Below are 26,824 nucleotides of genomic sequence, written 5' to 3' on the forward strand. Positions count from 1 at the left end.
TCAATACCTTCAGTGCAAATTATCCGTTTGGACGTCCTCCGAATGTCCACTATACTTGGTGCCAGTTGAGCGGTTCTGCACTAGATATAGTGTGTGTCGCAGGGGAAACCCGAGCGGCACCGGCCGGCGGGCAACGCCGGCGGACAGGGTTCTCAGGGCGGCGCGTCAGGCCGGGCGGTCCGGGCGTCGCGACCAGCGCAGCGAACATCGACGGGGCAGGGGATACATGACGAAGCACACGACCGGCCAGGTTGTCGCGCATCGACCGAACCGGCTTCCCCGGCGCATCGCTCGCCTCTTACCGCTCGCGCACCGCATTGCGCAGCGTTCGTTTTAATCCGCGGTTCTCTCCGCACCATCCAACACCAGGAGCTTTGCACATGCAAACCACCGACAACGCGACGTCCCAGTACGAGAGCGCCTCGAGCCGTCCGCTCGGCGGGACCGAACAGGGCGCGAAGGCGCTCGCGCCGCAGGCCACGTTCGCCGACTACAAGGTGATCCGCCGCAACGGCAGCGTCGTGTCGTTCGAACCCTCGAAGATCGCGATCGCGGTGACCAAGGCTTTCCTGGCCGTCAACGGCGGGCAGGGCGCGGCATCGGCGCGCGTACGCGAGCAGGTCGAACAGCTGACGCACAACGTCGTCCGCGCGCTCGTGCGCAGCCGCCCGAACGGCGGTACGTTCCATATCGAAGACATCCAGGACCAGGTCGAACTCGCGCTGATGCGCGGCGGCGAGCACAACGTCGCGCGTGCGTACGTGCTGTATCGCGAGAAGCGTCACCTCGAGCGCCAGAATGCGGGCGAGGACGCAGCGGCAGCGGGCGCCGAGTCGAGCACCGGCATCAATGTCGTCGACAACGGCGTGACGCGCCCGCTCGATCTGAACGCGCTGCGCGCGCTGATCGTGTCGTCGTGCGACGGCCTTGGCGCTGCGGTTAACCCTGACCCGATCGTCGCGGAGACGGTGAAGAACCTGTACGACGGCGTGCCGATGAGCCAGGTCTACGACTCGGCGATCCTCGCAGCGCGCACGATGATCGAAAAGGATCCGGCATACAGCCAGGTCACGGCCCGCATCCTGCTGCACACGATCCGTCGCGAGATCCTCGGCGAGGAAGTCGTGCAGGCCGAGATGTCGGCCCGCTACACGGAATACTTCCCGCAGTTCCTGAAGCGCGGCGTCGACGCCGGCCTGCTCGACGACAAGCTGCTGCAGTTCGACCTGAAGCGCCTCGGTGAAGCGCTCGACGCGAACCGTGACCTGCAGTTCGGCTACCTCGGCCTGCAGACGCTGTACGACCGCTACTTCCTGCACGTCGAAGGCACCCGCATCGAAATGCCGCAGGCATTCTTCATGCGCGTCGCGATGGGCCTGTCGCTGAACGAGATCGACCGCGAAACGCGCGCGATCGAGTTCTACAACGTGCTGTCGAGCTTCGACTTCATGAGCTCGACGCCGACGCTGTTCAACTCGGGCACGCACCGCTCGCAGCTGTCGTCGTGCTACCTGACGACGGTCGCGGACGATCTCGACGGCATCTATGAAGCGCTGAAGGAAAACGCGCTGCTGTCGAAGTTCGCCGGCGGTCTCGGCAACGACTGGACGCGCGTGCGTGCACTCGGCTCGCATATCAAGGGCACGAACGGCAAGTCGCAAGGCGTGGTCCCGTTCCTGAAGGTCGTGAACGACACGGCCGTCGCGGTGAACCAGGGCGGCAAGCGCAAGGGCGCGGTCTGCGCGTACCTCGAATCGTGGCACCTCGACATCGAGGAGTTCCTCGAGCTGCGCAAGAACACCGGTGACGACCGCCGCCGTACGCACGACATGAACACGGCGAACTGGATTCCCGACCTGTTCATGAAGCGCGTGATGGAAGGCGCCGACTGGACGCTGTTCTCGCCGTCGACCTGCCCGGACCTGCACGACAAGTTCGGCACGGAGTTCGAGGCGGCTTACACGGCTTACGAAGACAAGGTCGCGCGCGGCGAGATCAAGCTGTTCAAGAAGATCCCGGCGGCGCAGCTCTGGCGCAAGATGCTCGGCATGCTGTTCGAGACGGGCCACCCGTGGATCACGTTCAAGGATCCGTGCAACGTCCGCTCGCCGCAGCAGCACGTCGGCGTCGTCCACTCGTCGAACCTGTGCACGGAAATCACGCTGAACACGAGCGACACCGAAATCGCGGTGTGCAACCTCGGCTCGGTGAACCTCGTCGCCCACCTGGTGAAGCAGGCCGACGGCAGCTACGCGCTCGACCACGACAAGCTGAAGCGCACGATCAGCGTCGCGATGCGCATGCTCGACAACGTGATCGACATCAACTACTACGCGGTGGCGAAGGCGCGTAACTCGAACCTGAAGCACCGCCCGGTCGGCATGGGCATCATGGGCTTCCAGGACTGCCTGCACCTGCTGCGTACGCCGTACGCGTCGGAAGCGGCGGTCGAGTTCGCCGACCGTTCGATGGAAGCCGTCTGCTACTACGCGTACTACGCGTCGACCGAGCTGGCCGAAGAGCGCGGCCGCTACTCGAGCTACCGCGGCTCGCTGTGGGATCGCGGCATCCTCCCGCAGGACACGCTGAAGCTGCTGGCTGAAGCGCGCGGCGGCTACGTCGAGGTCGACACGTCCGAGTCGCTCGACTGGACGACGCTGCGTTCGCGGATCGCCGCGCACGGCATGCGCAACTCGAACTGCGTCGCGATCGCGCCGACGGCGACGATCTCGAACATCATCGGCGTGTCGGCCTGTATCGAACCGACCTTCCAGAACCTGTACGTGAAGTCGAACCTGTCGGGCGAATTCACGGTGGTGAACGAGTTCCTGGTTCGCGACCTGAAGGAACGCGGCCTGTGGGACGAGGTGATGGTCTCCGACCTGAAGTACTTCGACGGCATGCTGTCGCGCATCGACCGCATCCCGGCCGACCTGCGCGCGATCTACGCGACCGCGTTCGAAGTCGACCCGACGTGGCTGGTCGAAGCGGCATCGCGCCGCCAGAAGTGGATCGACCAGGCGCAGTCGCTGAACATCTACATGGGCGGCGCGTCGGGCAAGAAGCTCGACGAGGTCTACAAGCTCGCATGGCTGCGCGGCCTGAAGACGACCTACTACCTCCGCACGATGGCGGCGACGCACGTCGAGAAGTCGACGGTCGCACACGGTGCGCTGAACGCAGTGCCGACGGGCGGTTCGAGCGGCGGCGGCGCGCAAGGCGCAGCCGGCGGCTTCGGCGCGGCGGGCGGCGCAGCATCGTCGTCGGGCGCAGTCGACGCAGCACCGGCACTCGCGCCGGTCGAGGCAGACGGTCCGGTGTGCACGATGCGTCCGGGCGATCCGGGCTTCGACGAGTGCGAAGCGTGCCAGTAACGCAGTGCGCCTGACCTGAGAAGCAGGCAAGGGCGGCGCACACGACAACCGATCGAGGTTGAAGTGTGCGCCGCTCTCAACTAAAAAAATGATAAGGAATCTGTAACGCGACACCTGCGTTGCAGGCAGTGACAAGCGATCGAAACATCCCCGACGGCGTCGCGTTTCGATCAGCGTTCGATGCGTCGAGCGCACCTCGCGATACAAGCGCGACTCACATCGCGCGCTGCATGAACGACGATGCGTTGCTCAAAGTGTTGTATCGAGGTCGCAACGCGAATCGAAAAAAGGATTTTTCGTGAGCGAACCCTTTTATCGCTCAGGAAAAGATGGTACAAACCGTTCTAAATTGATGGTGAGAATTTATGCTCAACTGGGATGACGAGAAGACTGCCGTAACCCCCGCGAGCGGAGCGCAGCAAAACGCGATGCGCACCTCCGCCGGGATGGCTGTCGGAATGCAGGCTGCTGCGCCTGCCGCCCATCAGGTCCGTGACATTTTCGAAGGCGATCTTGCGGTGCCGCCGCAAGCATCGGCTGTTCCCGCCGGCGGTTCGGAAGCGCGGGTCAATGTCGCCGACAAGCGCATCATCAACGGCCAGACTGACGTGAATCAGCTGGTGCCGTTCAAGTACAAGTGGGCGTGGGAAAAGTATCTGGCCGGTTGCGCGAACCACTGGATGCCGCAGGAAATCAACATGTCCCGCGACATCGCACTGTGGAAGGACCCGAACGGTCTGACCGAGGACGAGCGCCGCATCGTGAAGCGCAACCTTGGCTTCTTCGTGACGGCCGATTCGCTCGCGGCGAACAACATCGTGCTCGGCACGTACCGCCACATCACGGCGCCCGAGTGCCGGCAGTTCCTGCTGCGCCAGGCGTTCGAGGAAGCGATCCACACGCACGCGTACCAATACATTGTCGAATCGCTCGGTCTCGATGAAGGCGAGATCTTCAACGCGTATCACGAGGTCTCGTCGATCCGCGCGAAGGACGAATTCCTGATCCCGTTCATCCACACGCTGACGGATCCGGCCTTCAAGACCGGCACGCTCGACGCGGATCAGAAGCTGCTGAAGTCGCTGATCGTGTTCGCCTGCATCATGGAAGGCCTGTTCTTCTATGTCGGGTTCACGCAGATCCTCGCACTCGGCCGCCAGAACAAGATGACGGGTGCTGCAGAGCAATATCAGTACATCCTGCGCGACGAGTCGATGCACTGCAACTTCGGCATCGACCTGATCAACCAGATCAAGCTCGAGAATCCGCATCTCTGGACCGCGGAATTCCGCGCCGAGATCCGCGAGCTGTTCAAGCAGGCTGTCGAACTCGAATACCGCTACGCCGAAGACACGATGCCGCGCGGCGTGCTGGGTTTGAACGCGTCGATGTTCAAGAGCTATCTGCGCTTCATCAGCAACCGCCGTTGCCAGCAGATCGGCCTCGATCCGCTGTACCCGAACGAGGAAAACCCGTTCCCGTGGATGAGCGAGATGATCGACCTGAAGAAGGAACGCAACTTCTTCGAGACGCGTGTGATCGAGTATCAGACGGGGGGCGCGCTGTCCTGGGAATAACCCGCAGCAGCGAATCCGTCACATGATGTGAGCAGCCGGTGGCCTCTCGGCCCCGGCCCAAGGTTTAGGAGCAAGAACGCCTGATGCAAAGCATGCCCGGTGCCTTAACGGCCCAACGATACGACAGGCACTTTGCGAACCCTTCAGTGGGATGGGCAAACTTCCCTCCGGATAAAGCGGACGGCCGTGTGGTAGTCCGCTTGATCAAGCGATTAGGGGTAGCGGCGCGAGGGGCGCCGGCTACCGACTTGATTTGGCGCGCGAGGCCGAGTGGTCACGCGCGCCATACCGTATTCATTAGCGTAAGCGCGTGGTATCCGCGTACGCCGATGAATAGCCCGCTTCGAAGCGCACGTCCTGAACAGCGTCCGCGGGAAGCGGGTTTTGACGAAGGGTGTAGTTTGAACTGACTCTCATCTGAACCTGAAGGAGAACAACATGGCACTTGCCAAGAAGAAACCGGCTGCTAAGAAGGTTGCTGCCAAGAAGACCGTTGCGAAGAAGGCTGCTGCTCCGGCGAAGAAGGCCGCTGCAGTGAAGAAGGTCGCAGCGAAGAAGGTCGCCGTGAAGAAGGTTGCTGCGAAGAAGGCAGCACCGGCGAAGAAGGCTGCTGCAAAGAAGGTTGCTGCGAAGAAGGTCGCGGTGAAGAAGGTTGCAGCCAAGAAGGTCGCAGCGAAGAAAGTCGCCGTGAAGAAGGTTGCTGCGAAGAAGGCAGCACCGGCTAAGAAGGCCGCGGCGAAGAAGGTTGCAGCGAAGAAAGTCGCCGTGAAGAAGGTTGCTGCGAAGAAGGCAGCACCGGCGAAGAAGGCTGCAGCGAAGAAGGCCGCGCCTGCCAAGAAGGCTGCAGCGAAGAAGGCTGCGCCTGCCAAGAAGGCCGCTGCGAAGAAGGCTGCGCCTGCTAAGAAGGCCGCCCCTGCGAAGAAGGCTGCCCCTGCGAAGGCGGCTGCTGCTCCGGCGAAGAAGGCCGCTGCACCGAAGAAGGCTGCTGCTCCGAAGAAGGCCGTCGTGAAGAAGGCTGCGCCGGCAACGACCGCGTCGACCGCATCGGTTGCGCCGGCATCGGGCGTGAAGACCGCGCTCAACCCGGCAGCGGCATGGCCGTTCCCGACCGGCAGCCGTCCGTAATCGCGGCTGACCAGCACCACCCGGACACTCACGTGGTGTCCGTGGGTTGAGTAGCGCTACTCAATCAGTCCCGCCATCTGGCTCAGGTGGCGGGATTTTTTTCGTCCGTATTCGCCCTCGAAGCCGAACGCGACGACGCGAGTACGGACGAAAAAAAACGCATGTGCAGCTTCGCACATGCGTTCGACCGCGGCTTGCGCCGCGTGCTGAGGATACCGGTTAGTGCGTGACGCGCGTGACGCCGCCGCTCGACAGCAGCCGCACACGCTCGCCGGCGCGGAACGCTTCACCGCTGGCTGCCTGCGTGATCGAGCGCAGGTCGCCGTTGTCGAGACGCACGGTGATTTCGACACCGTTCGCCGTGCTGAGGTTTTCGCCGACCGCGTTACCCGCGACCGCGCCGACGAGGCCGCCGGCGATCGCCGTCAGGATCGAGCCCTTGCCGCCGCCGATTGCGCTGCCTGCGACAGCGCCGAGTGCGCCGCCGCCGAGCGTGCCGATCGCGCTGCCGCCGCCGTCGGACTGGATACGCACCGCACGGACGCTTTCGACCGTGCCCATGCGGACCGTCTGTTCGCGCTGCGCCTGGCCGACGCTATAGACATCGGCCGAGCCGGGTGCCGTGAAGCAGCCGGCGAGCGTCAGCGTGGCCGTCAGCATGGCCGCGAGCGTGAGGGTTTTTTTCGTCAACATCTTTGCTCTCCCACAATATTCATTTGAGACTGTAACCGAATGCAGTCTCGAAGCGTGCGTCGATTTCGGCGCGCGTCAGTACGTAAGTCTGAGGCCCCTGGTGGGCGATCTTGATCGAGCCCATCAGGCTCGCGAGGCGCCCCGTGGTCGCCCAGTCGAGGCCATGCTCGATGCCGTACAGCAGGCCGCCGCGGAAGGCATCGCCACAGCCGGTCGGATCGGAGATGCGCTCGGCCGGTACGACCGGAATCTGTTCCGTGCCCTGCTTGTGGCGGATGGTCGCGCCGTGCTCGCCACGCGTGATGACGAGGGCGTCGACCCGGCTGGCGATTTCATCTTCGGACCATCCCGTCTTGTCGCTCACCAGCTTGGCCTCGTAGTCGTTGACCGCCACATAGGTCGCAAGTTCAATGCTGCGGCGCAGCGTCGCACCGTCGAACAGCGGCAGACCCTGGCCCGGGTCGAACACGAACGGCACACCGGCCTTGGCGAGCTCTTCCACGTGCTGCACCATCCCGTCGAAGCCGTCCGGGCCGACGATCGCCAGCTTGATGTCCGGTGCGTCGCCCGCGTGGTTCAGGTGCGACTGCATCATCGCGCCCGGGTGGAACGCCGCGATCTGGTTGTTGTCGAGATCGGTCGTGATCATCGCCTGCGCGGTGTACGTATCGGGCAGTACACGAACGTGGTCGCGGCGCAGGCCGAGCTGGTCGAGCCGGTCGAGATACGGCTGCGCGTCGAGCGCGCCCATCGTCCCCATCATGCGCGCATCGCCGCCGAGCAGGTGCAGCGCGTACGCGATGTTGCCCGCGCAGCCGCCGAATTCGCGGCGCATCGTCGGCACGAGGAAGCTCAGGTTGATGAGGTGCACCTGGTCGGGCAGGATGTGCTCGCGGAACCGCCCTTCGAAGGTCATGATGGAGTCGTAGGCGATCGAGCCGCAAATCAGCGTAGCCAAGGTGTGCGTTCCTGTAGAAATGAGGGGCCCTGCGCGACAACGCCGCGCGAAGGGCGCGGCGCGGCAGGGGAAAGCGGTGGAAAGCTTACTTCAGTGCGGCGAGCGCTGCATCGTAGTTCGGCTCGTCCTTGATTTCGCCGACGAGTTCCGCGTGGATCACCTTGTCCTGCGCGTCGAGCACGACGACTGCACGTGCGGTCAGGCCGTTCAGCGGGCCGCTCGTCACGTCGACGCCGTACGCGTTCGCGAACGCGCGGCCAGTGCGGAACGTCGAAGCCGTCACGACGTTCTCGAGGCCTTCGGTCGTGCAGAAGCGCGTGGCGGCGAACGGCAGGTCGGCGGACACGACGACCACGACCGTGTTGTCGAGCGCCGACGCGGCTTCGTTGAACTTGCGGGTCGACGTCGCGCAGGTCGGCGTGTCGAGGCTCGGCACGATGTTCAGCACCTTGCGCTTGCCGGCGAAGCTGGCGAGCGACAGGTCGGCGAGGTCCTTGCCGACCAGCTTGAAATCGGCGGCTTGGGCGCCGACGGCCGGGAACGTGCCGGCGAGATCGATCGGGTTGCCACCCAGCGTAACTTTGCTCATGTTCGTGCTCCGAAATAGCGCGCCAATGGAGGCGCGCGGGTTGAGACGGGCGCGCATGCGCGCGCCGCGGCGCGTCACGGATAGAAGATCTGGACGCGGAAATTCGAGGCGGGCGTGCCGTTCGTTTCGAGGCGGACGACCATCGTCTGCGTCGTGCCGGGCGGCAGCCCGGCGTCGATCGACGTGCCCGGGCGCACGTAGTCGCGCGGCGCGAGCACGCGGCGCACGGTGACGTGATTGGTATCGTCGAGCAGCGTGAGTTCGAGCGACGGGTACGCGAGCGGGACGCGGTAGCGGTTCGTCAGCGGGACCTTCAGTTCGAGCTCGCGCGGGCCGTCGAGCTGGCGCAGGTCGGTTGCGTCGAGCCGCAGCCCGTCGATCGCGCGCGGCGGCGCGACCGTGCAGCCGAGCGGCGCGCAAGCCTGCCGGAACCAGCCTTGCGTGACGGGCCAGCCGATCATCAGCGCTTCGCGTTGCCACCACGCGAGTTGCGCGACCAGCAGCACGGCCAGCACGGCGGCGACGAGGCCGCCGAAAAAGCCGCCGAGCATCCCGCGCGGCTGCGGCGCGCGCGTCTCGCGCGTGACGGCGAAGTGCGGGCGGTCGTCGTCGGTCAGGGCGGCAGGGAACGGTGGGGCCGGTTCGGTTGCTGCCGCGGCCGGCGTCTTGTCGTGCCGGACGAAGGCATCGGGTTCGGATCCGCTTTCGGCTTCGGCGACGGCCGGTGCCGGCGTGAAAGCGAAACGCGGTTCGCGCGGTGCGCTTTCGTCGTCGGGCACGGCGAAGTGCGCGCGGCCGACGGGTTCGGCGGCATCGGGCGTTGCTTCCGATTCCGACGGAATGTGGGCGACGAAGCGGGGCTCGCGCGGGTCGCGCTCGACCGGCGCGTGCGACGCTTCTTCGGTTTCGAGTGATTCGTGTGCTTCGTGCTGCGTTGGCGGCGCAGGCGGTTCGTCCGCATGCGCGACGGCAGCCGACGGCTCCAGCTCGGCCGGGGAGGACGCGAACGACGCGGGCGTACCGGACAGGTGAACGACGCCGGCTTCCACTGACGGGAGCGCGAGCGGTACCAGCGGCTCGGTGCGCACGGTCTCGACGCTGTGCTGCAGCGACGGATCGACGCCGGCGTCGAGCCACGGCGCCCACATGTCCCAGCCTTCCGGCTTGTAATCGGAGTCGGACGGCGACCCGGCCGGTGCGTCGGCGGCGAACAGCCGCGCTGGCGGTGCCTGATGGTGTGCGTCGTGGCCGTCCGCCGCGGCAGCCGTCCCGGTCAGGGCCGGTTCGGGCTGCTGCGCGTGCTCGGGAACGAGCGACTCGGCTGCATTGAAGACTTCGTGGCAATGCCCGCAGCGCACGAGCCCCTGATGCAGCGAGAGCTGTTCCTGCTGCAGCCGGAAGACGGTTTCGCAATGAGGGCAGCGCGTCGCAAGAAGCATGTCGAGCCGGGCGGCCTGCTGGCCAGAGTGAAGGACAGCGCTATTCTAATGGCTTTCCCGCCGGGTTCCGGCGAGGCATACCCAACCTTCGTGTTCGCGCCAGACCGAGATGTCGACGTAGCGCGCGTAGACGGCCGCGACTTCGTCCGCCTGGCGCGCGAGCACGCCCGACAGCGCGATGCGCCCGCCCGGTTTGACCTTCGACGCGAGCATCGACGCCATCAGCTTCAGCGGGTTCGACAGGATGTTCGCGACGACGATGTCGAATTCGCCGTCCGGGCATGCATCGGGCAGCCCGTACGTGACTTCCGCACGGTTGCGCTCGCTGTTCTGCCGCGCCGATTCCACCGCCTGCGGATCGATGTCGATGCCGATCACGGGGTTCGCCCCGCATTTCTTCGCGAGGATCGCGAGAATGCCGGAGCCGCAGCCGTAGTCGAGCACCGACTGGCCGGGCTTCACCGACTGTTCGAGCCACTCCATGCACAGACGCGTCGTGGGGTGGCTGCCGGTGCCGAATGCGAGGCCCGGATCGAGTTCGAGGACGAGCGCGCCGGGATCGGGCGCATCGTGCCACGACGGCACGACCCAGATCCGCTCGCCGATCGGGATCGGCTCGAACTGCGACTGCGTGAGCCGCACCCAGTCCTGTTCCTCGACTTCGCGGACGACGAACTTCGGCGTGTCGGCGATACCGATCTCGTTCGCGGCGGCCGCGAGCAGCACGGCCGGCTCATGGTCGGCCGACAGCAGCGCGACCACACGCGAGTGCTGCCACGCGGTACGGTCGGGCACGAGGCCCGGCTCGCCGAAGAGCGGCTGTTCGTCGGGCGTGTCGGCGTCGGCGTCCTCGACGGACACCGACAGCGCGCCGAGATCGAGCAGCGCGTCGGACAGGGCCTCCGCATGCTCGCGGGCCAGCTCGACGACGAGTTCGCGATAGCTCATGCTTACGCTTCTTCCGGTGCGACCTGCTGCTTCTGCGCGAGCCGGTTTTCGAGGTAATGGATGCTGGTGCCGCCTTCGACGAACTTCGAGTCGATCATCAGCTCGCGGTGCAGCGGGATGTTGGTCTGGATGCCTTCGACGACCATTTCCGACAGTGCGATGCGCATCCGGCGGATCGCCTGCTCGCGCGTCGCGCCGTAGGTGATCAGCTTGCCGATCATCGAATCATAGTTCGGCGGCACGAAATAGCCATTGTAGGCGTGCGAATCGACGCGCACGCCGGGGCCGCCCGGCGTATGCCACGACGTGATCCGGCCCGGCGACGGCGTGAACTTGAACGGATCTTCCGCGTTGATCCGGCATTCGATCGCATGTCCGCGGAACTGGATGTCGCGCTGGCGCAGCGTGAGCTTCTCGCCGGCCGCGATGCGGATCTGTTCCTGCACGATGTCGACGCCCGTGATCAGCTCCGATACCGGATGCTCGACCTGCACGCGCGTGTTCATCTCGATGAAGTAGAACTCGTTGTTCTCGTACAGGAATTCGAACGTGCCCGCACCGAGGTAGCCCATCTTCTTGCACGCGTCGGCGCAGCGGTCGCCGATGCGGTCGATCAGGCGGCGCGGAATGCCGGGCGCCGGCGCTTCCTCGATCACCTTCTGGTGGCGGCGCTGCATCGAGCAGTCGCGCTCGCCCAGCCAGATCGCGTTCTTGTACGCGTCCGACAGCACCTGGATTTCGATGTGACGCGGGTTCTCGAGGAACTTCTCCATGTACACCTGCGGGTTGCCGAACGCACGGCCGGCTTCCTCGCGGGTCATGTTGACCGCGTTGACGAGCGCAGCCTCGGTGTGCACGACGCGCATCCCGCGCCCGCCACCGCCGCCCGCCGCCTTGATGATGACCGGATAGCCGATCGCGCGCGCAATCTTGACGATCTCCTTCGGATCGTCCGGCAACGCGCCTTCCGAACCCGGCACGCACGGCACGCCGGTCTTGATCATCGTCTGCTTCGCGGTGACCTTGTCGCCCATCATCCGGATCGTTTCCGGGCGCGGGCCGATGAACGTGAAGCCGGACTGCTCGACGCGTTCCGCGAAATCGGCGTTCTCCGACAGGAAGCCGTAGCCGGGGTGGATCGCCTCGGCATCGGTGACTTCCGCGGCGCTGATCAGCGCCGGCATGTTCAGGTAGCTCAGGTTCGACGGGGCCGGGCCGATACAGACGGCTTCGTCTGCGAGGCGCACGTACTTGGCTTCCTTGTCGGCTTCCGAGTAGACGACCACCGTCTTGACGCCGAGTTCGCGGCACGCGCGCTGGATGCGCAGCGCGATTTCACCGCGGTTGGCAATGAGAATTTTTTCAAACATAGCGAGTATTCGTCTCTTCGAGGGGCGCGCGAACGGCGCCTGGCGAGCATCGGCGGCGCGCGGCCGACAGGGCCGCGCGGCGGGCTTAGCCGATCACGAAAAGCGGCTGGCCGTATTCGACGGCCTGGCCGTTCTCGACGAGGATTTCCTTGATCACGCCGGCCTTGTCCGACTCGATCTCGTTGAGCAGCTTCATCGCTTCGATGATGCAGATCGTCTGGCCTTCCTTGACCGTGTCGCCCACCTGGACGAACGGGTCCGCGCCCGGCGACGGCGCGCGATAGAACGTGCCGACCATCGGCGACGTCACGACGTGGCCCTGCGGGACGGCCGGTGCGGCAGCGCCGCCTGCGGCCGGCGCGGCAGCGCCTTCGGTCGGCAGCGCGGCCGACGGAGCGGGCGCGCTGACTTGCGGGGCATACCCAGCCGTCGGCTGCACGTAGACCGGCGGTGCGTTCTTGACGATGCGCACCTTGCCTTCGCCTTCCGTCACTTCCAGCTCGGAGATGCCGGATTCGGAAACGAGGTCGATCAGAGTTTTCAGCTTACGAAGATCCATCGGGAATTCCCCTTTCAATACGTGAAAGCGCCGGTTAGGGGCCGGCGCTGAATCTAGATCGCGAAATCAGCCGCGCGACGTGCCTTGCAGCTTGTCCAGCGCGTACTCGAGCGCGTACAGATAACCTTTCCATCCGAGCCCGCAGATCACGCCTTCGGCCTGGTCGGAAAAGTAGGAGTGGTGCCTGAACGCTTCGCGGCGATGCACGTTCGACAAGTGAACCTCGACGAACGGGATGCCAACGCCGGCGATCGCGTCCCGGATCGCAACGCTCGTGTGCGTATATGCGGCCGGATTGATCAGGATGAAATCGGTCTGTTCCTCCCGCGCCGCCTGGATGCGGTCGACCAGTGCGCCTTCATGGTTGCTCTGGAACGACGACAGTTCGGCGCCGGCTTCCCGGGCGCGCGCGGCAAGCGCCTGATCGATCTGCGCGAGCGTGACGCGGCCGTACACCTCCGGTTCCCGGGTGCCGAGAAGGTTCAGGTTGGGGCCGTGCAGCACCAGCAATCGTGTCATGGTCGCTTCTATTTCTGCGGAATTGCGCGAACTTTAGCGCTATTTAGAGAAATTTGTCTAGTTTTGCCGAACGGCCAGCGGCGGCGAATCTGCAAGAATTACCGGCGCGCCGGCAAAGTATCGGCGAATTCACGCGAAATTGCGGTGATCGACCCGCAAATCGCCGCCAACGTGCGGGCCGCCGTTCGGGCAGGTTACAGCGCGTCGAGCGTCTTTTTCAGCTCGGCCGGCTGGATTTGTCCCAATTTTGTCTCGCGAATCTTGCCGGTTTCGTCGATGACGACCGTGAACGGCAATGCGCCGGCGGTATTTCCGAAATTACGGGCCAGATCGGCGCCCGCATATCCGCTGACGAAAACCGGATAGTCGACCTTCACCTTCTGCAGAAAGTTCTTCACGTTCTGTTCGGAATCAACGCCGATCCCGACGAAACGGATGCCTTTCTGCTTGTATTGATGCGACAGCGCAACGAGCTCGGGCATTTCTTCGACGCACGGGCCGCACCACGATGCCCAGAAGTTGACGACGACCTTCTGGCCCTTGAAGGCGGCGAGCGTGACGGGCTTGCCGTCGGTGCCCGTCAGCGATGCGGCCCACAGCTGGTCGACCGGGTTGCCCTGCGCGGCGGGCGCGGCGACGGCGACGCCGTCGTCGGCACTGCCACGGAACCAATGGCCGGCGGTGAGCCCGCCGGCAACGGCGGCGGCCGCGACGACCGCGAGCGCCAACATGCGTTTCATCATCATCGTTGAATCATTCCGGTTCGGAAGGGGCCTTGCCTGCTTCGACGAGCGCGCGCAGCGTCGCGGCATCCGCGCGGGCGACACGGCCGCGTGCATCGGCCTTGACCGCGCCGCGCAGGTCGTCGCTCGCATAGAGCGCGAGGTGGATGCCGATTGCGTCCATGTCGCGCCGCGGGCGCCACAGGAAACTGAGCGTCTCGACGTCGGCGCGACCCGCGAAGTGCCGCGTCTCGGACACGTCGTACTGGACGTTCTGGTTCAGCAGGTAGATGGCGACATCCTTCGGGTTGTCGGTGAATGCCTGCAAATGGATATCCGAATGCGCGTTCGCGGTGCCGTTCAGCACGGCGCCCGTCACATAAGGATGGAACTCCGCGAGCCGGCGCATCCAGTCGAGCGCGATTTCGCGCAGGCGGCGCAGTTCGTCCGGCTGCGTATCGCTCTGGAACAGCACGAGGTACTCGCGCAGTTCTTCCTCGATCTGGTCGTTATCCGGCAGCCATTCGCCGGCAATGCGGGAATCGCCCAGCAACTGGCGCGCGGCTTTGCGTTTCGCGCCGGCGTAGTCGAGGCCGTCCTCCGCGATCAGGCGGGCGGCGGACTGGGCGATTTCCTCGCGGACGCGCCGCGGGTCGAGAAGGGATTTGCGAGACATGATCCGGCAATCATACTCGATCGCCGAAGCGCCCGAGCGCGGGTACGGCGGGCTGCCGCCCGGCGCGCGGGTGGCGTTCGCCCGCATCGTTCGGGCCGCCGGGCAGCGCAGGCCGTCAGTTACAATAGCCATCTTTGTGTCGCGGCAAAAGCCGTTGGCCGGGCGCCGGCCGCACGGCCTGTCCGGCGCGACGCACACGCATCCTTTCCGAATCGACGGCGCCCGGCGGCGCGAAAGCATTCATCTATGCACATCCACATTCTTGGCATCTGCGGCACCTTCATGGGCGGTCTCGCCGTACTCGCGCGCGAGGCGGGCCACACGGTGACGGGTTGCGACGCGGGCGTCTATCCGCCGATGAGCACGCAGCTCGAGGCGCAGGGCATCACGCTGATCGAGGGCTACGGCGCCGACCAGATCGACCTGAAACCGGACCTGTTCGTGATCGGCAACGTCGTCACGCGCGGCAACCCGCTGATGGAAGCGATCCTCGATCGCGGCCTGCCGTACGTGTCGGGCCCGCAGTGGCTCGGCGAGCACGTGCTGGCCGGTAAATGGGTGCTCGCGGTCGCGGGCACGCACGGCAAGACGACCACGTCGTCGATGCTCGCCTGGCTGCTGGAAGACGCGGGCCTGAACCCGGGTTTCCTGATCGGCGGCGTGCCGCTGAACTTCGGCGTGTCGGCGCGGCTCACCGATTCGAGCTTCTTCGTGATCGAGGCCGACGAGTACGACACCGCGTTCTTCGACAAGCGCTCGAAGTTCGTCCACTACCGGCCGCGTACCGCGGTGCTGAACAACCTTGAATTCGATCACGCCGACATCTTCCCGGATCTCGCCGCGATCGAGACGCAATTCCATCATCTCGTGCGCACCGTGCCCGGGGTCGGCCGGATCGTCACGAACGGCCGCTCGGACGCGCTCGAGCGCGTGCTGGCGCGCGGCTGCTGGAGCGAGGTCGAACGCTTCGGCGTCGACGGCGGCTGGCAGGCGCTGCCGGCCGAGGACGGCGTACCGGTCGACGAGCGCTTCGCGGTGTACTCGCAGGCCGGGCGCGTCGGCGAAGTCGCGTGGCAGGTGCAGGGCGATCACAACCGGATGAACGCGCTCGCGGCGATCGCCGCTGCGCGCCACGTCGGCGTGCCGCCCGCGCAGGCTGCCGAATCGCTCGCGTCGTTCCGCAACGTGAAGCGCCGGATGGAAGTGCGCGGCAGCGTCGACGGCGTGACCGTCTACGACGACTTTGCGCATCATCCGACCGCGATCGAAACCACGATCGCCGGCCTTCGTGCACGCATCGGCAGCCAGAATGCCCGCATCCTTGCCGTACTCGAGCCGCGCTCGAACACGATGAAGCTCGGCGTGATGAAGTCGCAATTGCCGGCGAGCCTCGCCGACGCCGATCTCGTGTTCGGCTACGGCGCGCCGGCGGGGCGCGACGCGCTCGGCTGGAATCTTGCCGAGGCGCTGGCGCCGCTTGGCGACCGTGCCCGCGCGTTCGACGATCTGCATCTGCTGGTGAAGGCGGTGGTCGAGGCCGCGCGTCCGGGCGACCACGTGCTCGTGATGAGCAACGGCGGCTTCGGCGGCGTGCACCAGAAGCTGCTCGACGCGCTCGGGAGCCGCACGTGATCCTGTATCTGCACGGCTTCCGGTCGTCGCCGGAATCGCAGAAGTCGCGGCTGCTCGCCGCCCGCATGGCCGAACTCGGCCGCACCGGCGAGTGGCGGTGCCCGTCGCTGTCGGTGTCGCCGCTCGAAGCGATCGCGGTCGCGGAGGCCGAGGTGGCCGGTGCGCGCGACGTGACCGTCGTCGGCAGCTCGCTCGGCGGCTATTACGCGACGTGGCTGGCCGAAAAGCATGGCTGGAAGGCCGTACTGCTGAATCCGGCCATCGTGCCGCAGCGCGATCTCGAGCAGCATCTCGGCGAACAGCCGCTGTGGCACGGCGGCGGCACGATCGTCGTCGAGCGTCATCACCTGCACGAGCTTGACGCGTTGCGCGTGCCGAACGCTACTATCTGTTCGCGGCGACCGGTGACGAAGTGCTCGATTACCGCGAAATGCTGGCCCATTACCCGGGCGCGAAAACGCGCGTGATCGAAGGCAGCGATCACGGGATCAGCGAATTTGCCGACTATGTCGACGACGTTCTCGCCTTTTGCGACGGAAAGACGTCATAAACCGGCCGTGTGCCGATTGAATTCCCATCATCATGCGGTGCCGCCGATGCGGCGCCGGGCAGTCTGAACGAGAGTACTGAGTGAACGTTTTCTTCGAGGAATCGGGCAGTTTCAAGGCGGGCAGCGTGCTGTCGCGCCAGGGCGATGCATTTCAGGTCGAGTTGCCCGGCGGGCGGCGGGCGAAGGTGCGCGCGAAAGACGTGTTGATCGAATTCGAGAAGCCGGCCGCGGGCGAGCTGATGCAGGAGGCCGACACGGCCGCGCAGCAGATCGACCTGGATTTCCTGTGGGAATGCGCGCCGGCCGACGAGTTTGCGTATACGGCGCTGGCCGCCGAGTACTTCGGCGCGACGTACGGCCCGGTCGAGCGCGCGGCGCTGGTGCTGCGGCTGCACGGCTCGCCCGTCTACTTCCGCCGCAAGGGGCGCGGCCAGTACCAGCGCGCGCCGGAAGAGCAGCTCAAGATGGCGCTCGCGTCGCTCGAGCGCAAGCGCCAGCAGGCGCTGGTGCAGGTGCAGTATGAAGAGGAACTGAAGGCCGGCAAGCTGCCGGAGGCGTTCGCGGGCAAGGTGCTCGGGCTGCTGACGCGGCCGGACAAGAACGCGATCGAATACAAGGCGATGGAAGCGGCGGCCGGCGCGCGCGGCGTGTCGCCGGCGCGGCTGATGCTCGACTGCGGCGGCATAGCGTCGCCGCGTGCGCTGCACGAAGCGCGCTTCCTCGCGGAATTCTTCCCGCACGGCACGGGCTTTCCGTCCGTCACGGTCGGCGCGCTGCCGGACGATCTGCCGCGCGCGGACGTCGAGGCGTTCTCGATCGACGACATCACGACGACCGAAATCGACGACGCATTCTCGGTCGAGCACCTGTCGGACGGCCGTGTGCGGATCGGCGTGCACATCGCGGCGCCGGCGCTCGGCATCGTGCGCGGCGACGCGGTCGATGCGATCGCGCGCACGCGCCTGTCGACCGTCTACATGCCGGGCGACAAGATCACGATGCTGCCGGACGACGTCGTCGACGTGTTCACGCTGAAAGAGGGCGACTACCGCCCGGCGCTGTCGCTGTACATCATCGTCAACCGCGAGACGCAGGACATCGTCGCGAACGAGACGCGCGCCGAGCTCGTGTTCGTGAAGAACAACCTGCGCCACAACACGCTGGACGAGCTCGTCAACGAAGAGACGCTCGCAGCCGGCACCGGCGACTATCCGCACAAGGACGACATCGCCGTGCTGTGGCCGCTCGCGCAGGCGCTGTTCGAGAAGCGCCAGGTCGCGCGCGCGGGCTACGGCCTGAAGCGCGAGGTGCAGCGCAACACCGACTACAACTTCTACGTCGAAGGCGAGCACGTGTCGATCACGCCGCGCCGCCGCGGGTCGCCGCTCGACCTGATCGTGTCGGAGCTCGCGATTCTCGCGAACTCGACCTGGGGCGCGTTCCTGCACGACCACACGGTGCCGGGCATCTACCGCTCGCAGCGCGGCTTCGGCGCGCCGGGCCCGAAGCGCACGCGGATGCAGACGACGGCCGCGCCGCACGAAGGCCTCGGCGTGCCGCAGTACGCGTGGAGCACGTCGCCGCTGCGCCGCTACGTCGACCTCGTGAACCAATGGCAGCTGCTCGCGTGCGTGCAGCACGGCGTCACCGCGAAGCTTGCCGCGCCGTTCAAGCCGAAGGACGCCGACTTGTACGCGGTCGTGCAGGGCTTCGACGATACGTACACGGCCTACGCCGACTACCAGCGCCGGATGGAGTACTTCTGGTGCCTGCGCTGGCTCGCGCAGGAGCAGAAGAAGCACGTCGTCGCGAGCGTCGTGAAGGGCGATCTCGTGCGCCTCGAGGAAATTCCGCTGCTGCTGCACGTGCCGGGGCTCGGCGTGCATGCGCGCGGCACGCGCGTGCTGCTCGACGTGATGTCGCTCGACGAGCTGACGATCGAGGCGTCGGTGCGTCTGCTGAACGTGCTCGATGCGCCGACCGTGACGAGCGGCGACGCGGCCGAGGAAGAGGATGACGCCGAAGGCGGCGACGACACGCTGGTCGATGCGGAAGACGCGTCGGCGGAAACCGAGGCGGAAGCACTGGCCGAGGCCGACAGCGCGGACGCAGGTGCGGGCGGCGAAGCCGCGGGCGGTAACGACAGCGAAGAGGGGCGCGCATCATGAACGCGATTGCGTCGACGAGCGGCGCCGACCGCTATGTCGTGTTCGGCAACCCGGTGGCGCACAGCAAGTCGCCGTTCATCCACGCGCAGTTCGCCGCGCAGACGGGCGAGCCGATCGAGTACGCGCACCGGCTCGCGCCGGTCGACGGGTTTGAAGCGGCCGTGCGCGCGTTCGTCGCCGAAGGCGGCCGCGGCGCCAACGTGACGGTGCCGTTCAAGCTCGACGCGCATGCGCTGGCCGACACGCTGTCGCCGCGCGCGGCGGCGGCAGGCGCGGTGAACACGCTGCGCATCGATGCCGACGGCCGCATCCACGGCGACAACACCGATGGCGTCGGCCTCGTGCGCGACATCGAAGCGAATCTCGGCGTGTCGCTCGCGGGCGCACGCATCCTGCTGCTCGGCGCGGGCGGTGCGGCGCGCGGCGTCGTGCTGCCGCTGCTCGACCGCGCGCCGCTGTCGATCGGAATCGTGAACCGCACCGCGAGCAAGGCCGAAGCGCTCGTCGGCCAGTTCATGCAGGCCGCGCACGATGCGGGCTGCACGCTCGCGGGCGGCGGTCCCGACGTGGTGCGCGCGGAGCCGTACGACGTGGTGATCAATGCGACGGCCGGCAGCCTCGACGCTGCGCTGCCGGAATGCGACGCGGCCGCGTTCGGCGCGGGTACGCTCGCGTACGACATGATGTACGGCGCGCAGCCGACCGTGTTCATGCAGCATGCGGCGTCGCTCGGCGCGCGCACGGCCGACGGGCTCGGGATGCTCGTCGAGCAGGCGGCGGAGTCGTTCTTCATCTGGCGCGGCGTGCGTCCGGACGGCGCACCGGTGCTGGCCGCGCTGCGCCAGGCGCTCGCGGCGAGCTGACCGGAGCGCGGCACGTGGTGGCGGTGAGCGGCACGCAGCAGCGCACGCGATCGGTGAGCCTCGCTCGCTGGATCGTCTATGCGGGATCGGTGTTCGCGGGCGCGTGGCTCGCGACGCAGCTGTTCTATCTCGCGCAGATCGCGTTGTGGTCGTTCGTGAACCCGGGCTCGACCGCGTTCATGCGCACCGACGCGTGGTGGCTGTCGCGCGCCACGCCGCCCGCGCAGATCCAGCACCAGTGGGTGCCGTACGACCAGATCTCGCGCAACCTGAAGCGTGCGCTGATCGCGTCCGAGGACTCGACCTTCGCGACCAACAACGGCTACGACGTCGACGCGATCCTGCAGGCGTGGGAGAAGAACAAGGCGCGCGGCAAGATCGTCGCGGGCGGCTCGACGATCACGCAGCAGCTCGCGCGCAACCTGTTCCTGTCGCGCGAGAAGAGCTACATCCGCAAGGGGCAGGAGCTGATCATCACCTGGATGCTCGAAGCGGTGCTCGACAAGGAGCGCATCTTCGAGATCTACCTGAATTCGGTCGAATGGGGCCGCGGCGTGTACGGCGCCGAGGCGGCCGCCCGCTATTACTACAAGATTCCCGCGAGCCGGCTCGGCGCATGGCAGTCGGCGCGTCTCGCGGTGATGCTGCCGAAGCCGCGCTGGTTCGACGCGCATCGCGGCTCGGCCTATCAGGCGCAGCGCGCGGCGGTCATCGCGCGCCGGATGGGCGCAGCCGAACTTCCGCAATCCGAATGAACGGCGCGCCCGCGCCCGCGCCGTCGCATTGTCCGTTGCGCCGCCCGTGCGGCATTGCTGCGCTGCAGCGCATTCGTGTCGAACGCATTTCGGGCCACATCCTTTAGACGAATCCGTCTATTTCGCTTTGCTGAGCAATGCGGGTAGCCGTGCGATTTTCCTGGACGATATGGCGCGAAATCCGCGCATTTTTAGTTTTTCCGGGTAAACGCGAAAGTCGATGAAAGCGATGTGAAATGCAACGTTTCGCGAATCGAAGCATTCCTGAAAGGTGTGCGCCGCACCGTCTGCCCGCCAAATATTTCAAAATTTTTCAAAGCTGACTCGCTCGCGTATATTGGCCAGCGCCTCGGCTTGTCGGCCGCAATCGAGGCGGGGGGTGGCTTATCCGGCTGCTCGACACAAAAAACATCCGAAAGAAGGAACGCAACGATGCCAGCGAGCAAAGCGAAGCTGTTGTTGGGAGTGGTGTTTTCTTCGCTGATTCTGACGGCCTGCAACGACGACGTGACATCGTCCGCCGCTGCGAGCGCCGACAATTCAGCCGATCCCGCCGGTCAGGTGGACAGGGCATACAACGATCCGAACAGCTATTCGTCGAGCGCGAACGCGTCGCTCGACGCCTCCGCCGCGGTTGAAAAGGCCGCTATCACGCATCACCAGATCACACTGAACGGCAAGACGATCCGCTACACGGCGACGGCCGGCCACCTCGTCGCGCGCAATCCGCAGACGGGCGCACCCGAAGCATCGTTCTTCTACGTCGCCTACACGGCCGACAACCAGCCGGCGGCGAAGCGGCCCGTCACGTTCCTGTACAACGGCGGCCCGGGCTCGGCATCGGTGTGGCTGCACCTCGGCTCGTTCGGCCCGCGGCGGATTCAGACGGGCGACCCGAACGCGAACACGTCGAATTTCCCGTTCGTCGACAACCAGGAAAGCCTGCTCGACACGACCGACCTCGTGTTCGTCGATGCGATCGGCACCGGCTTCTCCGAGGCGATCGCACCGAACACGAACCAGACGTTCTGGGGCGTCGACCAGGACGGCGGCGCGTTCCGCGATTTCGTCACGCGCTACCTGACCGTGAACCAGCGCACCGGTTCGCCGAAATACCTGTTCGGCGAATCGTACGGCACGCCGCGCACCGACGTGCTCGCGAACCTGCTCGAGACGGCCGGCGTGAAGCTCGACGGCATCGTGCTGCAATCGTCGATCCTGAACTACAACACGAACTGCGACATGGCGAGCGACTACATCGGCAACTCGAACAACGGATCGAGCCCGGTGAGCTGCGCGGGCTTCGTGCCGTCGTACGGGACCGTCGGCGCCTACTACCAGCTCGACAATCCGAACCCGTCGAACCTGCCGCAGTACGCGGACCAGATGCGCCTGCTGACGGCCGGCAGCTACGCGCCCGCCGTGAACGCGTACCTGGCGAGCCATACGCCGCCGCCGCCGAACCTCGTCACGACGATGGCGAATGCGACCGGCGTGAAGCAGTCGCTGTGGAATGCGAACTTCAACGTGATCCCGACCTTCTTCGACAACAGCTTCCAGCTGTCGCTGGTCCCGGGCACGCTGATCGGCCGCTACGATGCGCGCGTGAACGTGCCGGTGTCGAGCCCGCTTGCATCGGGCGGCGACCCGTCGAGCACGTACATCACGCAACCGTTCACCGACACGATCGGCAAGTACCTGCCGAACGAGCTGAAGTACACCGCGCAGTCGGCCTACTCGTTGAGCAGCAACGCGATCAACACGTGGGACTGGACGCACGACGGCCTCGCGATGCCCGACACGATCCCCGACCTCGCCGCGGCGCTGACGCTGAATCCGCAGCTGAAGGTGCTGTCGCTGAACGGGTATCACGACATCGCGACGCCGTTTTACCAGACCGAGCTCGACCTCGCGCGGCTCGGGACGCAACCGAACCTGACGATCAAGGACTATCAGGGCGGACATATGGTCTATCTCGACGATACGTCGCGTCCGCAGGAGAAAGCCGACCTCGTGACGTTCTACAACACGGCCGCGCACTGATGCGCCGGGCCGGCGACGGGCGCCTTCGGTGGCGCCGCCCGCTGGCCGTCGACGACCTCATTCCAGACTGGAGCCTGATATGAAGAATCGTTTCATCGTCGTTGCCGCGGCGCTCGCATGCGTCGGCGCAGCCGCATCCGTATCCGCGTTCGCGCAGGCGAGCGACACCGCCGCACCGGCGCGTGCGCGCCAGGCGCAGCTCGGCGATCCGTACGTGCCGCCGGCCGCGCGCAAGGCGACCGCCGGCACGCAGACGACCGGCGCCGCGCTGCATGCGCAAGTGGTGCGCAAGCTCGCCCAGCAGTTCGGCGCGGCCGACACGCAGAACACGGGTTCGATCACCGAGTCGCAGGCGCGGGCGGCCGGCCTCGGCTATGTCGCCAACCACTTCCGGCAGATCGACGCGAGCGGCAACGGTCGCGTGTCGTTCGCGGACGTGCAGCGCTACATGCAGGCACGCAGCACGAGCAGCCAGCAGTAAGCGCGACAAGAAGTGCACAAACGGGGGCGGAACCTGCGACACGGCGGGTTCCGCCCCCGTGCACATGGTGCGTCCGCCGAGTCGAGCGCGCGGCGGATCACCCCTGAATTCTCATTATCTGGACAACGCATTCAAATATTGGAGACGAGTGCGTGCGCTCCTACAATCCGAAGCACATCGACAGCTTCGGACCCACGCATCGCGCGGCGCCCGTCGCACACGGAGACACCTTCCATGAAGTTTGCCGGGCGCTTTACTCGGTGCATCGACCGCCGCCACGCCGCAGCACCGGACGCAGTTCCGGCGCCGCGCGAGCGGCTTCACCGATTCCGTTGAAGAAGCCCGCCCCATGACCAAGATGCCCGACACCCTTGCCCTCGACGCCCGGCGCGTGACGCCGGACGATGTGTCGCTGACCGACAGCATCGGCGCGACCAGCACGCCGCTCGATCTCGCCGCGCAGCAGGCCGGCACGCAGACGCTGCTGCGCGGCCTCGCGATCCTCGAGGCGATCGCGAACGGCGCGCGCGACATGCGTGCGATCGGCGCCGCGCTCGGCACGACGCGCAGCACGACGCACCGTCTCGTCAGCAGCCTCGTGCAAGCCCGCTATCTGCGCCAGGTGCAGGGCGGCTACCTGCTGGGCCCGAAGCTGATCGAACTCGGCACGATCGCGCTCGAGCAGATGCCGCTCACCGCGGTGGCGCGACCGCATCTCGAAGCGCTCGCGGAAGCGACGCTCGACACGATCCATCTCGGCGTGCGCGACGGCGACGACGTGTTGTACATCGACAAGATTCCCGGCACGCGCGGCCTCGAGATGCGCTCGCGCGTCGGCCACCGGATGCCGCTCGCGTCGACCGGCATCGGCAAGGCGATGATGCTCGACCTCGATCCGGACCTGTGGCGCTCGCTGTTCGAGGCCGCGCGGCGCGCGCTGGCCGGCGTCAATTTCAAGCCCGACAACCGACCCGAGACGAGCGCGTTCCTGCAGCGCATGGCCCATTACGCGGCCGGCGGCTACACGTTCGACCTCGAGGAAAACGAGGCGTCGATCCGCTGCGTGGCCGCACCGATCCGCGATGCGTCGGGCGCGGTCGTCGCGGCGGTGTCGGTCGCAAGCACCATTCCGTACATGCCGCACGACCGGATGGACGAACTGATTCCGCTCGTGCAGCGCGAAGCGCGAGCCATTTCCGCGGAGCTGGGCTGGAGCCCGCCGCAGGGTACCCGCAGGATCAAACGATGACGACTTCGACCCGGCCCGTTCCGGATGCCAGTTCCACCTCCCCGTCGCTGATCGCGCTCGACTGGGGCACGACGTCGCTGCGCGCGTATCTGTACGACGCGCAGGGTGCGTTGCTCGACACGCGCAGCCGCGCGGCGGGCGTGATGCACGTGCCAGGCGGCGGTGCGCGCGCGTTCGACGCGGTGTTCGAGGAAGCGTGCGGCGACTGGCTCGACCGCACGCCCGGCCTGCCGGTGCTCGCGGCCGGGATGGTCGGCAGCGCGCAGGGCTGGCGCGAGGCGCCGTACGTCGCGGTGCCGGCCGGCGCCGATGCGCTCGTCACGGGCCTGATCACCGTGACGACGTCACGCGGCGCAACGGTCTCGATCGTGCCGGGCGTGATTGCGACGGGCGAACTGCCCGACGTGATGCGCGGCGAAGAAACGCAGATCGTCGGCGCACTCGCAAGCGATCCCACGCTTGGCACCGATCGTTCAGGGGTACTGATCGGATTGCCGGGTACCCATGCGAAATGGGCGTGGGTGAAGGACGGGTTGATCGAACGCTTCCAGACCTTCATGACGGGCGAGCTGTTCGCGGTGCTGCGCGATCACACGATCCTCGGCCGTACGATGCGCACTGGCGCATCGCCCGATCGCGCGGCGTTCGTGCGCGGCGTGTCGGTTGCGCGCGGTGCGCAGCGCACGGGGTTGCTCGCGACGATTTTCAGCACGCGCACGCTCGGCCTGACCGACCGGCTCGCGCCCGATGCGCAGGGCGACTACCTGTCCGGCCTCCTGATCGGCCATGAGCTCAATGCGCTCGACGCGATGCTCGCGGAGCGCGGCATCGCGCTCGCAGACCAGCCGCTGCTGCTGATCGGCGACGACGGCTTGTGCGCGCGCTACGTCGATGCGCTCCAGGAATTCGGCCATGCGCATGCGCGCGTTGCCGCACACGCAACCGAGCGTGGCCTGTGGCGGATCGCGTCGCGTGCCGGGCTCGTGCGCGCGGACGGCGAGCCCGTCTGCGCCGACCAATGAACTGCTTGCAGAGGAATCCTCGATGCCGTCCGACCTGACCTTGCCCGCGCCGTACGTGCCCCACGCCGCGCTGATGCGTGCGTTCGACGCGTGTCCGCTGATTGCGATCATGCGCGGCATCGCGCCCGCCGAAGCGGCCGACCACGGCCATGCGCTGTACGAAGCCGGCTTCCGGATCGTCGAGGTGCCGCTCAATTCGCCGGATCCGTTCGACAGCATCGCGGCGCTGCGGCGCGCGCTGCCCGACGACGCGATCGTCGGCGCGGGCACCGTGCTGCGTGCCGAGTACGTCGATCGCGTGCAGGGCGCGGGCGGCGCGCTGATCGTGATGCCGCACAGCGACGCAGCGGTGATTCGCCGCGCACGCGAGCGCGGCCTGGCGAGCGCACCGGGTGTCGCGACGCCGACCGAAGCATTCGCGGCGCTCTCGAACGGCGCCGACGTGCTGAAGATGTTTCCGGCCGAACAGCTCGGCGTGCCGGTCGTGAAGGCGTGGCGCGCGGTGATCGACCGTGCAGTGCCACTGATCCCGGTGGGCGGGATTGCGCCGGACAACATGGAGCCGTTCCTCAGCGCCGGCGCGAACGGCTTCGGGCTCGGCTCGGCGCTGTACCGGCCCGGCCAGTCGGCCGACACGACGGCGGCGAACGCGCGCGCGTTCCAGGCCGGCTTGCGCGTCGCGCGCGGCGGAGCCGCATGATGGGCCGCCTCGCGGACAAGGTCGCGATGGTGACGGGCGCGGGCCGAGGTATCGGCGCCGCGATCGCCCGCGCGTTCGTTCGCGAAGGCGCGGCCGTCGCGCTCGTCGATCTCGACTTCCCGCAGGCGCAGCACACGGCCGCCGCGATTGCGCATGAATTCGACGGCGCGCGCGTGCTGCCGCTGCAGGCGGACGTCGCGCGGCAGGATGCGGTACGCGATGCGCTCGCGCGGACCGAAGCGGCATTCGGCCCGCTCGACGTGCTCGTGAACAACGCGGGCATCAACGTGTTCGCCGATCCGCTGACGATGACCGACGACGACTGGCGCCGTTGCTTCGCGGTCGACCTCGACGGCGTGTGGCATGGCTGCCGCGCAGCGCTCGAGGGCATGGTCGAACGCGGCCGCGGCAGCATCGTGAACATCGCGTCGACGCACGCCTTCAGGATCATTCCGGGCTGCTTTCCGTACCCGGTCGCGAAGCACGGCGTACTGGGTCTCACGCGTGCGCTCGGCATCGAATACGCGGCGCGCAACGTGCGCGTGAACGCGATCGCGCCGGGCTACATCGAGACGCAGCTCACGCGCGACTGGTGGGACGCGCAACCCGATCCGGCCGCCGCGCGCGCCGGGACGCTCGCGCTGCAGCCGATGAAGCGGATCGGCCGGCCGGAGGAGGTCGCGATGACGGCCGTGTTCCTGGCGTCCGACGAGGCGCCGTTCATCAATGCCGCATGCATCACCGTCGATGGCGGGCGTGCGGCGCTGTATCACGACTGACGCAACGATTCGAAAGACCGCACGTGCGACGGC

24 protein-coding genes and 1 pseudogene are annotated in these 26,824 nt (G+C 66.6%); 15 read left to right on the forward strand and 10 right to left on the reverse strand.

Annotated features, from left to right (window positions below; all coding sequences use genetic code 11):
- Positions 1–380: 380 nt before the first annotated feature.
- From OHZ10_RS02790 to OHZ10_RS02805, 4 genes are all read left to right on the forward strand, one after another.
- A complete protein-coding gene (locus OHZ10_RS02790; protein WP_059236265.1) occupies positions 381–3,374 on the forward strand; it encodes a ribonucleoside-diphosphate reductase subunit alpha in 2,994 nt (997 codons plus the stop codon).
- Between the two features lie 365 nt (positions 3,375–3,739).
- The gene (locus tag OHZ10_RS02795; RefSeq protein WP_059236263.1) at positions 3,740–4,951 is read left to right on the forward strand and encodes a ribonucleotide-diphosphate reductase subunit beta; all 1,212 of its coding nucleotides are present in this window, start codon (positions 3,740–3,742) and stop codon (positions 4,949–4,951) included.
- Positions 4,952–5,034: 83 nt separating this feature from the next.
- Positions 5,035–5,361, forward strand: coding sequence for a hypothetical protein (locus OHZ10_RS02800; protein WP_081051883.1), 327 nt, complete (start codon positions 5,035–5,037; stop codon positions 5,359–5,361).
- A gap of 28 nt (positions 5,362–5,389) precedes the next feature.
- Positions 5,390–6,076: a histone H1-like DNA-binding protein gene (locus tag OHZ10_RS02805; protein WP_059236261.1), complete on the forward strand. Its 687-nt coding sequence runs from the start codon at positions 5,390–5,392 to the stop codon at positions 6,074–6,076.
- A 219-nt stretch (positions 6,077–6,295) separates the two neighbouring features.
- On the opposite strand, the gene OHZ10_RS02810 is transcribed toward OHZ10_RS02805, so the two are convergent.
- The 10 genes from OHZ10_RS02810 to OHZ10_RS02855 all read right to left on the reverse strand — a co-directional run bounded on the left by OHZ10_RS02810 (position 6,296) and on the right by OHZ10_RS02855 (position 14,549).
- Positions 6,296–6,769 (reverse strand): glycine zipper 2TM domain-containing protein, encoded by a 474-nt coding sequence (locus OHZ10_RS02810; RefSeq protein WP_006476977.1) that lies wholly within the window; start codon positions 6,767–6,769, stop codon positions 6,296–6,298.
- 19 nt (positions 6,770–6,788) lie between these two features.
- The gene (locus tag OHZ10_RS02815) at positions 6,789–7,727 is read right to left on the reverse strand and encodes a carbohydrate kinase family protein (protein WP_059236259.1); all 939 of its coding nucleotides are present in this window, start codon (positions 7,725–7,727) and stop codon (positions 6,789–6,791) included.
- A gap of 85 nt (positions 7,728–7,812) precedes the next feature.
- Positions 7,813–8,316, reverse strand: coding sequence for a thiol peroxidase (gene tpx, locus OHZ10_RS02820; protein WP_059236257.1), 504 nt, complete (start codon positions 8,314–8,316; stop codon positions 7,813–7,815).
- 74 nt (positions 8,317–8,390) lie between these two features.
- A complete protein-coding gene (locus tag OHZ10_RS02825; RefSeq protein WP_342703553.1) occupies positions 8,391–9,755 on the reverse strand; it encodes a zinc-ribbon and DUF3426 domain-containing protein in 1,365 nt (454 codons plus the stop codon).
- A 45-nt stretch (positions 9,756–9,800) separates the two neighbouring features.
- Positions 9,801–10,703 (reverse strand): 50S ribosomal protein L11 methyltransferase, encoded by a 903-nt coding sequence (prmA, locus tag OHZ10_RS02830; protein WP_059236252.1) that lies wholly within the window; start codon positions 10,701–10,703, stop codon positions 9,801–9,803.
- Positions 10,704–10,705: 2 nt separating this feature from the next.
- Positions 10,706–12,073, reverse strand: a complete 1,368-nt coding sequence (gene accC, locus OHZ10_RS02835) for an acetyl-CoA carboxylase biotin carboxylase subunit (RefSeq protein ID WP_059236250.1) — start codon at positions 12,071–12,073, stop codon at positions 10,706–10,708.
- A gap of 85 nt (positions 12,074–12,158) precedes the next feature.
- Complete coding sequence (gene accB, locus OHZ10_RS02840; protein ID WP_046544894.1) at positions 12,159–12,632, reverse strand: acetyl-CoA carboxylase biotin carboxyl carrier protein; 474 nt, start codon at positions 12,630–12,632, stop codon at positions 12,159–12,161.
- 66 nt (positions 12,633–12,698) lie between these two features.
- A complete protein-coding gene (aroQ, locus tag OHZ10_RS02845; protein ID WP_011350880.1) occupies positions 12,699–13,151 on the reverse strand; it encodes a type II 3-dehydroquinate dehydratase in 453 nt (150 codons plus the stop codon).
- Positions 13,152–13,345: 194 nt separating this feature from the next.
- Positions 13,346–13,897 (reverse strand): TlpA family protein disulfide reductase, encoded by a 552-nt coding sequence (locus OHZ10_RS02850; protein ID WP_059236246.1) that lies wholly within the window; start codon positions 13,895–13,897, stop codon positions 13,346–13,348.
- Between the two features lie 7 nt (positions 13,898–13,904).
- Complete coding sequence (locus OHZ10_RS02855; RefSeq protein ID WP_059236917.1) at positions 13,905–14,549, reverse strand: hypothetical protein; 645 nt, start codon at positions 14,547–14,549, stop codon at positions 13,905–13,907.
- Positions 14,550–14,795: 246 nt separating this feature from the next.
- Between OHZ10_RS02855 and mpl the strand changes: the two genes are divergently transcribed.
- The 11 genes and pseudogenes from mpl to OHZ10_RS02910 all read left to right on the forward strand — a co-directional run bounded on the left by mpl (position 14,796) and on the right by OHZ10_RS02910 (position 26,791).
- Positions 14,796–16,181, forward strand: coding sequence for a UDP-N-acetylmuramate:L-alanyl-gamma-D-glutamyl-meso-diaminopimelate ligase (gene mpl, locus OHZ10_RS02860; protein ID WP_059236244.1), 1,386 nt, complete (start codon positions 14,796–14,798; stop codon positions 16,179–16,181).
- Positions 16,178–16,731, forward strand: a pseudogene (locus OHZ10_RS02865) (YqiA/YcfP family alpha/beta fold hydrolase). The gene mpl and the pseudogene OHZ10_RS02865 overlap by 4 nt, the downstream one beginning before the upstream one ends.
- Positions 16,732–16,811: 80 nt before the next feature.
- Positions 16,812–18,899 carry an RNB domain-containing ribonuclease gene (locus OHZ10_RS02870; RefSeq protein WP_059236240.1) on the forward strand — a complete coding sequence of 696 codons (2,088 nt, stop codon included), beginning with the start codon at positions 16,812–16,814 and terminating at the stop codon, positions 18,897–18,899.
- Positions 18,896–19,762 (forward strand): shikimate dehydrogenase, encoded by an 867-nt coding sequence (gene aroE, locus OHZ10_RS02875; protein ID WP_059236238.1) that lies wholly within the window; start codon positions 18,896–18,898, stop codon positions 19,760–19,762. The genes OHZ10_RS02870 and aroE overlap by 4 nt, the downstream gene beginning before the upstream one ends.
- A 14-nt stretch (positions 19,763–19,776) precedes the next feature.
- Positions 19,777–20,517 carry a monofunctional biosynthetic peptidoglycan transglycosylase gene (gene mtgA, locus OHZ10_RS02880; protein ID WP_059236236.1) on the forward strand — a complete coding sequence of 247 codons (741 nt, stop codon included), beginning with the start codon at positions 19,777–19,779 and terminating at the stop codon, positions 20,515–20,517.
- Positions 20,518–20,949: 432 nt separating this feature from the next.
- Positions 20,950–22,560, forward strand: a complete 1,611-nt coding sequence (locus tag OHZ10_RS02885) for a S10 family peptidase (RefSeq protein ID WP_342703559.1) — start codon at positions 20,950–20,952, stop codon at positions 22,558–22,560.
- A 79-nt stretch (positions 22,561–22,639) separates the two neighbouring features.
- Positions 22,640–23,041 (forward strand): EF-hand domain-containing protein, encoded by a 402-nt coding sequence (locus tag OHZ10_RS02890; protein ID WP_059236232.1) that lies wholly within the window; start codon positions 22,640–22,642, stop codon positions 23,039–23,041.
- Positions 23,042–23,390: 349 nt separating this feature from the next.
- The gene (locus tag OHZ10_RS02895; RefSeq protein WP_059236230.1) at positions 23,391–24,290 is read left to right on the forward strand and encodes an IclR family transcriptional regulator; all 900 of its coding nucleotides are present in this window, start codon (positions 23,391–23,393) and stop codon (positions 24,288–24,290) included.
- Positions 24,287–25,312, forward strand: a complete 1,026-nt coding sequence (locus OHZ10_RS02900) for a 2-dehydro-3-deoxygalactonokinase (protein WP_342703561.1) — start codon at positions 24,287–24,289, stop codon at positions 25,310–25,312. Before OHZ10_RS02895 ends, OHZ10_RS02900 begins: the two co-directional genes overlap by 4 nt.
- 22 nt (positions 25,313–25,334) lie before the next feature.
- Positions 25,335–26,012 carry a 2-dehydro-3-deoxy-6-phosphogalactonate aldolase gene (locus OHZ10_RS02905; RefSeq protein WP_342703563.1) on the forward strand — a complete coding sequence of 226 codons (678 nt, stop codon included), beginning with the start codon at positions 25,335–25,337 and terminating at the stop codon, positions 26,010–26,012.
- A complete protein-coding gene (locus tag OHZ10_RS02910) occupies positions 26,012–26,791 on the forward strand; it encodes an SDR family oxidoreductase (RefSeq protein ID WP_174993303.1) in 780 nt (259 codons plus the stop codon). Before OHZ10_RS02905 ends, OHZ10_RS02910 begins: the two co-directional genes overlap by 1 nt.
- The last annotated feature ends 33 nt before the right edge of the window (positions 26,792–26,824 follow it).

Origin of the sequence: Burkholderia arboris (assembly GCF_038723655.1) — a bacterium.
GTDB classification, from domain to species: Bacteria; Pseudomonadota; Gammaproteobacteria; order Burkholderiales; family Burkholderiaceae; genus Burkholderia; species Burkholderia arboris.